General features: G+C 60.8%; 12 protein-coding genes. 6 read left to right on the top strand and 6 right to left on the bottom strand.

Annotated elements, in window-relative coordinates; translation table 11 throughout:
* Nucleotides 1–484: 484 nt before the first annotated feature.
* Together F6X40_RS08090 and F6X40_RS08085 are read left to right on the top strand one after the other, a co-directional pair.
* Nucleotides 485–1,042 carry a hypothetical protein gene (locus F6X40_RS08090; protein WP_187627385.1) on the top strand — a complete coding sequence of 186 codons (558 nt, stop codon included), beginning with the start codon at nt 485–487 and terminating at the stop codon, nt 1,040–1,042.
* Nucleotides 1,026–1,241, top strand: coding sequence for a hypothetical protein (locus tag F6X40_RS08085; protein WP_187627384.1), 216 nt, complete (start codon nt 1,026–1,028; stop codon nt 1,239–1,241). Before F6X40_RS08090 ends, F6X40_RS08085 begins: the two co-directional genes overlap by 17 nt.
* Before the next feature lie 199 nt (nt 1,242–1,440).
* Here the strand turns inward: F6X40_RS08085 and F6X40_RS08080 are convergent, their stop codons facing one another.
* Nucleotides 1,441–1,845, bottom strand: a complete 405-nt coding sequence (locus tag F6X40_RS08080) for a DUF2471 domain-containing protein (RefSeq protein ID WP_187627383.1) — start codon at nt 1,843–1,845, stop codon at nt 1,441–1,443.
* A gap of 38 nt (nt 1,846–1,883) precedes the next feature.
* A complete protein-coding gene (locus F6X40_RS08075; RefSeq protein ID WP_187627382.1) occupies nt 1,884–2,165 on the bottom strand; it encodes a hypothetical protein in 282 nt (93 codons plus the stop codon).
* 326 nt (nt 2,166–2,491) lie between these two features.
* Between F6X40_RS08075 and F6X40_RS08070 the strand changes: the two genes are divergently transcribed.
* Entirely contained in the window at nt 2,492–2,689 is a 198-nt protein-coding gene (locus F6X40_RS08070; RefSeq protein WP_187627381.1) for a type II toxin-antitoxin system VapB family antitoxin, read from the top strand.
* Nucleotides 2,686–3,057, top strand: a complete 372-nt coding sequence (locus F6X40_RS08065; protein WP_187627380.1) for a type II toxin-antitoxin system VapC family toxin — start codon at nt 2,686–2,688, stop codon at nt 3,055–3,057. Before F6X40_RS08070 ends, F6X40_RS08065 begins: the two co-directional genes overlap by 4 nt.
* A gap of 656 nt (nt 3,058–3,713) precedes the next feature.
* Here F6X40_RS08065 and F6X40_RS08060 read toward each other — a convergent pair.
* Both F6X40_RS08060 and F6X40_RS08055 read right to left on the bottom strand, forming a co-directional pair.
* Nucleotides 3,714–4,424 carry an FkbM family methyltransferase gene (locus F6X40_RS08060; RefSeq protein WP_262421402.1) on the bottom strand — a complete coding sequence of 237 codons (711 nt, stop codon included), beginning with the start codon at nt 4,422–4,424 and terminating at the stop codon, nt 3,714–3,716.
* A 413-nt stretch (nt 4,425–4,837) separates the two neighbouring features.
* Nucleotides 4,838–5,227: a hypothetical protein gene (locus F6X40_RS08055; protein ID WP_187627379.1), complete on the bottom strand. Its 390-nt coding sequence runs from the start codon at nt 5,225–5,227 to the stop codon at nt 4,838–4,840.
* Between the two features lie 349 nt (nt 5,228–5,576).
* Here F6X40_RS08055 and F6X40_RS08050 point away from each other — a divergent pair, with 349 nt between their 5' ends.
* Both F6X40_RS08050 and F6X40_RS08045 read left to right on the top strand, forming a co-directional pair.
* Complete coding sequence (locus F6X40_RS08050; RefSeq protein WP_184065073.1) at nt 5,577–6,200, top strand: hypothetical protein; 624 nt, start codon at nt 5,577–5,579, stop codon at nt 6,198–6,200.
* A gap of 83 nt (nt 6,201–6,283) precedes the next feature.
* The gene (locus F6X40_RS08045) at nt 6,284–7,669 is read left to right on the top strand and encodes a hypothetical protein (protein ID WP_187627378.1); all 1,386 of its coding nucleotides are present in this window, start codon (nt 6,284–6,286) and stop codon (nt 7,667–7,669) included.
* 96 nt (nt 7,670–7,765) lie between these two features.
* Here the strand turns inward: F6X40_RS08045 and F6X40_RS08040 are convergent, their stop codons facing one another.
* Complete coding sequence (locus F6X40_RS08040; protein WP_187627377.1) at nt 7,766–10,009, bottom strand: polysaccharide biosynthesis tyrosine autokinase; 2,244 nt, start codon at nt 10,007–10,009, stop codon at nt 7,766–7,768.
* A 49-nt stretch (nt 10,010–10,058) separates the two neighbouring features.
* Nucleotides 10,059–11,198 (bottom strand): polysaccharide biosynthesis/export family protein, encoded by a 1,140-nt coding sequence (locus F6X40_RS08035; RefSeq protein ID WP_187627376.1) that lies wholly within the window; start codon nt 11,196–11,198, stop codon nt 10,059–10,061.
* Nucleotides 11,199–11,233 lie beyond the last annotated feature (35 nt).

The following is an 11,233-nucleotide window of genomic DNA, read 5'->3' as shown; positions in this document are numbered from 1 at the left end:
GGCCGCCGCGTGCCCGTCAATACAGTCTCTCCCGTGGTGTTCTCCATCGCATTTGCTCCGTCGTTACGATGGCTACACCTTCGCACCGCGCGTACGTGCGTTCAAGACGGGATGCGCTGACGGATACGATAAAACAATATGGCCACCCAAGTCACGCTATTGGCAACGTCAGCTAAATCAAGAACTTCGTTGTTGCGATAGGCCCATCAGTTCACTGGGCTGGTTGCGTCTCAAATTGCTGGGCACCCCCCAAGATTTGGCCGAACGCGAGCCAATTACAGTCGACGCTCAGTTCGACAGTGTGTACTGCCGAAGCCTAATTGCGCGTTGGATCCCAGTGTGTATAATTAGCGCCGCCGTGCTAGCTCAATTTGGTTGAGCGCTCTCGTTGAAAGGCGAGAGAGATCCTCCTCCCGTCTTGGGAGGGCACTCGTCGAGTGGGGTTCGATTCCCGGGCGCGCATAACTCCCGCCGTCTGCGAGCCATGACGAACGAAGAAAAGCTAGAAGTCTATCGCGCACAAGTTGCGAACGTTCGTATGCTTGAGAAAGCTTGGAACCAACAAGTTCGTGCCATTAATGAGTATTTGGTCAAGGGGCAGGAGGCTTCATTGCGTCTTGCGACTAGGCAACTCGCGCTTCTATATAGTGCGCATGCTGAAGTTGTTTTCTCGAAAGCGATACATACGCCCTATGGACTGTCCGATACGGACATCAGTGACATTAAAGGTCAGGGGACCGTGCCGTTGCAATGGCATAAAGCGCTTGATTTGGGACTGACGAGGGTTTCAGCCGCGAGCATCGTCGTGGACACCTCCGCTACTCGAGCTAAAATGTCGGCGTTGATAAAGCAGTATATTGAGACTCCGAGCATTGTGCGAAATAAAATTGCTCATGGACAGTGGGCAATTGCTCTGAACGGCAAGAATACCAAGGTAAATAATAATCTGACAGCGCAGGTCGAATCTCTGAATGTTGTAGAGTTGGGCACGCCTCCACGAGGCGTGCAGTCGATTGGCGAATATCTTGGAACTTCTTATTGAATCACCAAGCAACGCTTTTCCCAGAGATTTCGATGCGGAGATAAACGCTCACGCTCAGGAGCTCGCGGAAATGAACAGCCGAACCATAGAAACTCGGATTGAGCAGCTTAAAAAGAAAAAAGCGAATTTCAAGGTTAAGGCTGCCTGTTCCTGCGCCCGGAAAGTGAATGGCGATTCAGCGGCAACGGATATCGCTTAGCAACCAAGTATTGGGCGATTCTCGTTTAAGAGTGCGCTCGTCAATGACATTTACATACTCAAGCAATCTTAGTGTATGTCTTTGGTTGTTGAAGACCGGATCTGCGAACAACGGCTCGACGGCACGAGCCAATGTCCATCTTTGCCCGGCCGGCGCGCTCAGCGACTCGAACTATTGGAAGACGACTCATATCGGCACATTAGTCCTGAGTGGCCACATCGGTAGCGGCGGCCTGTACCAGTGCGCGCACGAGCAGGTAAACGGCTGGCCAGTTGTCGTCGTCACGTCGCCAGTCGACAGGTTCGTCAAGATCCATCCCGGACAAACGACTGTCCTCAAACCGGACAAACGTCGAGCGTACAGTCTCGTTGTGCCTCGCTTGGAAGCCCCGATTCTCAAAGACCTGCTCGTCGATTGTCAGCAGCGTGCGCCACGTCGGCAATCGCGCGCCATTTGAGTATCGGTGACGACCATTGTCGAGGTAACGGCCTGCGACCGTTGCAACGATCTGCTGGAGGTCAAGCGACGCGCTGCGGAGTGCGCGTTCGAGGGCGACAGGATTGATGTCTTGGATATCCATATCAAGAGCAGAATCGTTAATCATGCTGCTATTTCCCGGAGGACGCGCGACAACTCGCAGCATCAAAGTTGACGCTTCAACAACGCTTGGTTTCGCTGTGCCAACAACTGACGGATCTGGGCCAGATAGCTATCACCGACCGTACAGTCTTCAACAGGCCGGCTATGTTGATGAAGCGTTGGTGGACGTACGCCAAGATAGCGGCACACAGCGGACAGGTACGGTTTGCCGTTGCCTCCCAGATGTCGCGCAGCAGCAGCCACACGCACGTCTCCGACATGCTTGCGCAGCCACTCAAGCATTTCGCGGTCACCGTTGTTCAAGATGCGGATGAGTTGGTTCATGACCGATCCTGTATATAAAAACAGTACTGTTAATCTATACAGTATTTGACGGAGATGCAAGTCAATTCGCAGGATGTTGGACACGTCGGAAAGAGAAGATGGCGATCAAGGTCGATGCACACCGATCGTCGAGCATGCAGAGGCATGCGAAGCTCGTTACGGCGGTCAACGACACGTTGCGTCGCCTCCGACAGGCCGGTTCGCTGTTCTTGTGTACAAACTGTATCGGAACGTCGCGTCAAAACGGACTTGTTACGACAAACAAAAGACACGGTTATAGGCATCAAAAGATGCTATAATTGATGCCTCAATTTATGGAGGTACTTATGCGTACGACCATTGCGCTCGATGACGATTTGATCGCCAAGGCCCAAGCCTATACGGGTGTGGAGGAAAAAACGGCGCTTGTGCGCGAAGCGCTCAGGGCCTTGATCCAGCGTGAAGCCGCCAAACGGCTCGCAAATCTTGGCGGCAGCCAACCGGGCATCAAGGGAGTGCCGCGACGCCGGCAGGACGCCGAATGATTCTTGTCGACACGTCAGTCTGGATCGACCACATCAACGCTGCTGATCCTATGTTGATCGGCCTGCTTGCCGAGGAGCGTGTGTTGGCTCATCCCTATGTGATTGGCGAGATTTCGCTGGGTAGTCTGCGTGACCGTGACGTCGTGCTTGGCGCGTTGCTCGATCTGCCGCGTGCGCCGGTTGCAACGCCCGAGGAGACGTTTTATCTGATCCAATGCGAGAGTTTGTTCAATCGTGGCATCGGATATGTCGACACGTCACTGTTGGCGTCGGCGCGCCTGCAACCCGGCGTCACCATCTGGACGCGCGACAAGCGATTGAAGAAAGTTGCCGATGAACTCGACTTGGGTGCGGTGCTCGCGCATTAGATAACGGAAAAGGACTTGTGTGGGAGACCGGCACATTAGAGCGACAGGATCGGTTCGGCGGCAACGCAGGCCGTTTGACTCAACGGAAAAACATGAAGGGTATCAGCCGTTGGCCGTTATAGTTCCGGATGCGCTCCAGAAAGTTCAAAGTTGAGCGAACCAAAGGCCAGATAGTTCAAACTTAAGTGAACCGCGGGTTCAAAGTTGGCTGAGCGGCACGCCCCGAAAGCCTTATCCAAGCGGCACGATCAGTTCAAAGTTAAGTGAATCTCGACACTCACCCTGAAACGTGATTCGCTCGGACTTGAACGCCGCCCCGTGCGGAACGTCTGCCGTTCGGCATTTTCTCTAAGAAAACAATAATTTACCGACATGTTGCGTTGAGATTCGGCCCTTCGTGAAGGAAGAGGCGAGCCATGACGAGGCAGCGACTTGTGAGCGGAGCGCCCGCTCGAAACGTCAAACCCAGGGAAATCCCCCATAAGCGCGGGCCGTTACGATAGTCAGCCTTCAGGCAAGTCGAGGGGCTCGTGAATGTGCTTCACGGCTGAGGCACCAGTCGGGTCCAGGTATATCTGGACCGTTGCAGCGGCCGTTGATAGTGGGACTGTGAAATTGATAGCAGCTGCAAGGACGATACTTGCAGAGCCGTAGCGCTATAACTGAGTTCGAAAGATTTGAGATCTTTCCACTCTGAAGATCAGCGACAAATATGTCCAACTGACCAGTCGGTAATTGCGCTCCTCCAGATAGCGAAATATGGCGGAATCTATTACTTCCCTTATCGAAGTCAGCGTAGACTCCACAATGATGATCTTTGGTTTATACCTGCTGATATCAATCGATCGCAAGACTTCGTAATCGTGACCTTCCACGTCGATGGAAAGCAGATCGATTTCCTGACCGGCGTACGGGGTGTGCTCGAGAACGTCGTTCAATGTGGTGGTTTCAACGGTCCGGACGGAGATAGGCTTCTGGACTTCGGCCGCAGCCACTATGGGATCTATGGCCGAAGTCAACCCATAATTTGAAAAATTATAGACTTCCTTGAGCTGTTTCTCGTTCGAGACGGCCGCACATACATTGACATCACCAGACCGCGCAAGAGAAAACGTTTCAATTTTCACTGGATCCATGTCTATGTTGATGCCGCGCCAACCACGCTTGTACAGCGCATGTGTGTTCGAGAACTTGACAGGGTGGTATGCACCAACGTCGACATAAACACCCTTATTGCACCGGGGACTGATTATCTCGCGCAACACCGCGTCCTCTCCAAACTGCGAGTAGTACAAACGCGGCCCGCGTGTTATCCACGTCTTGCGGACGAGCCAAAGGAAGTGTCCGAACGTCTTCGGGTTCAACATAATCGCTCCTCACTTCGAAACGATAACGGCAAAAGGTCAAACAGCGTTTGATCTGGAAACTTGCCCAGCAGAAGGTCGGTCCGGCATTACGTTAGCTAATATTCGCATAGCAGGCCTCATTACCGCCGCAAATGTGCCGCAGTACGGACAAAACGATATTCGCGAATTAGTTACATGCTCGAAAAGTCGTTGAGAGTTACATCTGCAGACTACTCGACGGTTAGCCGACCATTAATCGAAAGTCATAATAATGTGGATTTTTGGCCGAAACCGTCGAGTGATGCAAAAAGCTTCCGGTTCCAGTCGGTTCGCATGTCGCGGAATACAACCGCGCGAGATTCAGACCGGCGAAGCCTTCTGCATGAGGCCACGATCCGCCAGTTTCGGTCGCCCGACAGCGCGCTCGTTTCACTTCACTTCTGCGCAGGCCGGTGCAACGCATTACCCGCCATCCACTTGAGCCGTTCGCAATTGACCTTGATGCGCGCCGCGAATTCCTTCGGATCTCGCTCGCGCAGTGCGTTCATCTGGCTATTGGTGATGTCGGCGCGGTGCCAGCCCGTGTCCCAGTGCTGATCGAAATCGGTCGCACCGGTCAGGACCTTTCGGAGCCGCTCCTTATAGGCGCCGATCCGCTCGGGCGACACGTCGCAAAACGCCTGCGCGAAGCTTGCGCGCTCGCCCGCCGTCTCCGCGCTCATGTTGGCGTCGCTCGCACCGCTCGCGAGCGGCGCGGCGAGCGACAGCACCGACAGACAGAACGCTGCGCAAAGCGGCCGATAGCGATACGATAGGTTTTTCATCTTCGACTCCTGACGATCCTTCGTGGCGACCAGGGATTGTCCCGATCTTCAACGCCGCCGCGCCGATTGTGTCCTGATTGCACTGCACGATGGCGTTTTCGCGCGCTATCCGATGCATCGCGTGGCCAAACCGCGGTGCTACGCTCGTCAAAGCGGCATTCGCGACGTGCCCGTTCCGGGGAGCCGTGGCGCAAGCACCGCAACGCCACGGCCTATCGGCAGGCCGCGACAGAAGCACGAGCGCCAGGCATGAGAACGAGCTCGAACACGACGCGCAACGAGCACAGAACGAAAGCACGACACGAAATCAAACACAAAAAGGCGAGACATCGCTGCGGGAGTGACTGCGATGGCATTTAGAACATATACCGTACTGACGCTGTTGGTGACGAGCACTGCCGCGTTCGCGTGGCGGCCTGTCACCTATCCGATCCGAAGTCAGAGCCCTTACGAGCGCAGCATCGACAACGCGATGTGCTACGCCGAGGCGAACCGCGTGACCGGGGTCAACATGGCCCACGAGTCGCAGATTCCGCCGCGTCAGCCGCCCGCGGCCAAAGGTGCGTCGACCGGCGTACCGTCGAAGCCGCCGCTTCCGCCTAGTTCCTTCTCAGCCACGCCGCTGCCGTGGAGCGCGAGCGCGCCCGAAGCCGCGAGCGCGCCGTTGGCTGGCGCGCAAGCGCCTGGCGGCGCATCGTCGGCGAAACCGGTGAACGAAGCCGCGGCCGGTGCCAGCGCGCCAGGCGCACCGGCCACCGCGGCGGCGAATGCACCGCCGAACGCATCGGCGGCGGCACCGGGCGCGAGCGCGAACGCGGCACCCGGCGCGTCGGATGGCGCGGCCGCTTCGCTGCAGGCCAACGCGGCGTCGAACGTGAAGCTGCCGCCGCTGCCCGCGCCCGAGCCGCCGATGACCCGCTATTGGGCCGCCTACGGCGCGTGCATGCAGGCGCGCGGTTACGTCGTCCAGTAGTCCGGCCGACGCCGCTTGCGGGCGTCGTTGCATTCATTCTTTTTGATGGCGCCGCCCTTCGGCGCCAGTGGAGCAACACGGCCATGCCGCGCGACACGACCTCCGACCAGCCGTTTTTCCATCACTGCGCATACTGCGGCGTGCCGCTGCCGGGCCGCTTTTCGCCGTGTCCCGCATGCCATGCGCTGCCGATCGATTCGTTCGATACGGACGACAAGCCCGGCGAGCGCTCCGCGCGATCCCGGGCGCCGAGCGCATCGCGCACGCAACTCGAACCGCTGCCAGCGGCCGCGAGCTTGCCCGCGGACCGTTCGTCGCGACGCTCCGCGCAAACGAAGATGAGCCCCTACGATCTGATCGACGAAGCGACGTTCGAGCCGGGCGGGCGTCGACGGCGGCATCCGCTCGCGCTTGCCGCAGCCGCGCTCGCGACGCTCGGCGTCGTGTACGTCGGCTTCGTTCTACTCAACGACGACGATGCGAGCGTCGACACGCCGGTCACGGTCTTCGGCACGGTGCGCCCGGACAACCCTGGCCAAGCCCCTGCACAGAACGTTGCGCAGAATGCGGCGCCGTCGGTTGCCGCGGCGCCGAAGCCGGCGTCGATCGTCGCGCAACGGCCGCGTCCCGTTGTCGTCGCGCGGCAGCAACCGGCGAACGTGCACGCGGCCCCCGTCGCGCCACCGGCACCGCCCGTCGTGGCGACCGCGCCGACCGTCGCGCCATCGTCAACGCAGGTCGTTGCGACCGCGTCCACCGTAACGCGATCGAGCCCGCCCATCGTGGCGACCGCACCGACCGTTGCGCCATCGTCACCGCCGGTCGTTGCGACCGCGCCTGCCGTAGCGCGATCGGCTCGACCCGTCGTGGCGACCGCGCCCGTCCCAGCGCGACCGTCAACGCCCGTCGTTGCGACCACGCCGACCGCAGCGCGGCCGACACCGCCCGTCGTCACGACCGCGCGCGCCGTAGCGTCAACGAAGACATCGAGCGCGGCCGTCTCCGCGCCCACGCCGCGTGGCACGGCGGTCGCGTCGACCAGCACCAACACCAACACCGACACGATGGCCGCCCCGCTCACGCAAGCCGACAAACAGCGCGCCGACGCCGAGCGCAATCTGAAAGCCGCGCACGGCTATCTGCAACGAGGCAATCTGGCGGCGACCAGAGCACGCCTCGCCGCCGTAACCACCGCGCAGCCCGACAATCGCGACGCGCGCAGCATGCGCGCCCAGGTGAGCACGCTAGAGCAGCAACGCGACGCGTTGCTGAGCCTCGCGCGCGGCTGCAGCAACGTGGGACATTGGGAGTGCGCGTCGCACAACGCCAACGAAGCGTTGCGGATCGATTCGAGCAGCAAGGCCGCGCAACGGCTCGTCGCGCTCGCGTCGCACGAGTCGGCGTGGCAAACCATGCAGCCGACGGCGGAAGAGTCGCGCGCATTGCGCGATCTGCTGCGTCACCACTAAGGATTGCGAGGTATCTCGCGGGACGGCGGCACGGGCGTGCAGTCGATCACGCCCGCCCGCGCGGCGCCCCGAAAGACGCGCGCGCGGGCAGCAGTGTCAGCCGGCGATGCTGTCGTAGCCGTAATAGCCGCCCTGATACCCCGAGCCGAGAAACGCCGCTTCCTGCGGCACGTCGGTGAGCAGCACGCCGCGCAAACCGACGCCACCGTTACGCAGGCGTTTGGTGGTTTCGATGATCTCATGCAGCGGTTGACGCCCATGCCGCACGACGAGCAGCGTCGTCGCCGCGTATTTGCCGATCAGCGTCGAGTCGGTCACGGCGAGCACCGGCGGCGTGTCGATGATCACGACGTCGTATTGCGGCTTCAACACCTCGAGCATCGCTTCGAAGCGTTTGCTCATCAGCAGCTCGGCCGGGTGCGAGGGCAGCGTGCCTTTCGCGAGCACGTCGAGGTTGGGCAGCACGTCGCGCTGGATCATCGCGTTGAGATCGCCGCCGCACAGCACGTCGGACAGTCCCGGCCGATGGCTGACGCCGAAATGCGAATGCACGTCGCCGCGTCGCATGTCGCCGTCGATGATCAGCACGCGCTTGTTCGCCGACGCGACCAGCGTCGCCAGATTCACCGACAGGAACGACTTGCCCGCATCGGGCCGCGAGCCGGTGATCATCACGACGTTGTTGGCCGCATGATCGAGCGACAGCTGCAGCGAGGTGCGCAAATTGCGCACCCCTTCCACCGCGATATCTTCGGGCGCCTGTTGCGCCAGCACATGCTGCCCGCGCTGGCGCAGCGACACCTTTTCCTGCAGGCGCAACTGCGTCTGGCTGCGCGGCACCACCGCGAATACCGGCACGCCGAGCATCCCCTCGAGTTCGTCCGGGCGCTCCACGCCGCCGCGCATCGCGCGCCGCAAGAAGACCAGCAGCAAGCCGAGCGCGAGGCCGCCGCCGAGCGAGATCAGGATCACCAGCATGCGCTTCGGCCACACCGGATCGTCGGGCGTTTCGGCGAAGTCCACCACGCGCACGCCGCTCACCTGCCCCGCCTGCGCGACCCGCAGTCGCTGCACGCTGTTGAGCAGGTTCGTGTACAGATCGGTGTTCACGTGCACGTCGCGCTGCAGACGCAGCGCGGTCTGCTCGGTGTCGGGCATCGTCGAGACGCTGTGGTTCATCGTGCTCTGCGCGCCCTGCAACGCGGCGATCTGCGCATCGAGCGCGGCGACCATCGGATGATTCGGCGTAAAACGCTGCAACAGCTCCGCGCGCTGCTGCTGCAGATCGAGCAGCTTCGTCTTGTTGTCGACGATCTGCTGCAGCAGCAGCTTGCTTTCTTCACCGAGATCGACGGCGCCATGTGTATTGCGGAACTTGCCGTAGCGCTCTTCCGCGTCGTCGAGCGCCTTGCGCGCGTCGGGCAGTTGCTGTTCGAGATACGCGAGCGTGTGGTCGGATTCGGTCGAACGGCTCGCGAGATCCTGCCGCACGAACTGGCGCGCCACGTTGTTGACGATCGCCGCGGTCAGCGCCGGATCGGCGCCTTCGAGACTCACGCGGATCACGCCGGAGTCCTCCGCCGTTTCCTGCACGACCATCGTCTTCGCCAGACGCTCTACCGTGCCGAGCGTCGACGCGCGCGTCAGCTCGAAACGCGAGCCGGGCGCGCCGACCAGTGTGTCGACGTGCAGCGTGACCGGGCCGACCGCGGTATCGGTTTGCACGGTCTCGCCGACGCGCCCCGACAGGATCGCGCTGCCGTGAGGATCGCGCAGCATGAAGGTGTTGCCGGCGCCCGCGACTAGCGTGAAGGTCTCGCCATACAAGTCCTTCGACATGTCGAAGCGCGACACCGCGATGCTCTCGTTGCCCCACGCGAACCCGCGCAGGTTGAAGAACGACGGCAGCCGGAACCACCAGTGCCCGTTCACGAGTCCGGCGATCTTGCTGCCGATCACCGGCAGATAACGCGGCTTCGCCGTGATGTCGAGGTGCAGCGCGCGGACCGCCTCCTCGGTGACGAGACGCGACTTCAAAAGCTCGATCTGCGCCGCGGTCGACGGCTTCGAATCGTACGCGCCGGGAAGCGGCGCCGCCGCGTCCCGGCCGTTCGCATTGACGTTCACCGCGTTCGCCGTCCTGTCCTGGACGTGAAACAGCACGTCCGAACGATAGACCGGCGGCGTGAGGAACGCGTATGCGCAACCGAGCGCGAGCGCGATCAGCGTCACGGTGAGGATCGTGCGCCAACCGCGCACGATCGTGCGCACGTAGTCCGACAGATGCAACTGCCCCGGTTCATACACGCCGGCGTAACGGTTTTCGTAATTGATTGCCATGTTTTCACCCAACAAGGCCTGCCGGTTCAGATATCGCGTCACGCATGCGTCACTTCGACACGACGACTCCCGTCACCGCCGCGTTGATCGCAGGCAACAGCAGGTTCAACACACGGTTGAAGCGAACCAGACCGCCCTGACCGACGTACACGATGTCCTTCGGCTGCAGCTCGAACTGGTTCGCAAGCAGCATCGCCACCGGCGAGGTCGCATCGAGGTGATAGATCTGCGGCGAGTCGCTGGTCGAATTGCGGATCACGAACAGCTGCTGCCCCGAGGCCGTGTTCGAGTCGAAGCTGCCGCCGTCGGAGATCGCCTGCGACAGCGTCAGCGAGCCGTTGCGCAACGGCAGCACCGTGGCCGGCTTGTTGACTTCGCCCATCACGTAGACGCCGCTGTCTTCGCGCGCGTTCACGCGCACGGTATCGCCCGGCTGCAGATAGATATCCGACGGATTGAGGCCGCGCTTGATGAGGTCGTCGATGTTCAGCCGATAGGTCTTGCCGTCGCGGATCAGATCGACCCGGCTGCGATCCGCGGTCGTGTTGAAGCCGCCGCTCAGGCCGATCGCGTTCGTCAGCGACATCGGAATGTCGTTGATCGATTGCGTGCCCGGTGTGCGCACTTCGCCGTCGATATACACCGTCGCGTTACGGAACGACGCGACGCGCACCGTCACCTCGGGCTTCTGATAAACCTTGCTCAGCCGCGAATGCAGCTCGCGCTGGATCGTCGCGACGTCCTTGCCGGCGACGTGCAGGTTGCCCGCGTACGGAAACTGGATGTCGCCGTTCTCGTCGATCAGGAAGCCCGGACTTGCATCGGAAGGGCGCGAGGTCGTCGGCGGCTGTCCCAGCGCGGCCGCGAGTTCCGGGTGATCCCACACGACGATCTGCAGCACGTCGCCGGGGCCGACCCTGTACATGGCCGGCTTGCCGAACAGACCCGTCGTCGTCGGCGGCAACACCGAGGCACTCTGGTCGGCATTCAGCTTCTTCAGCAGTTCCAGATTGATATCGGTGATCGGAATCTGCTTCTGCTGCGAGGCTTCGGTACTGAATTCGCCACCCGTCTCCTGAATCGCGGCCGGCGTGACCATCCGTTGTCCCGGTACGACCTGACATCCGGAAAGCAATGCTGCGCTTGCGAAAACCACAAGACTTCCTGTGCGAAAACCAAGTGAGCTCATGATCTTTACTCCTTCGCCCCGAGGCGTTGTTATCG

Source organism: Paraburkholderia sp. UCT31 (assembly GCF_014397655.1).
GTDB lineage: Bacteria > Pseudomonadota > Gammaproteobacteria > Burkholderiales > Burkholderiaceae > Paraburkholderia > Paraburkholderia tuberum.
The sequence above is the reverse complement of the archived record's forward strand: the minus strand, read 5'-3'. Positions and strand labels throughout refer to the sequence as shown.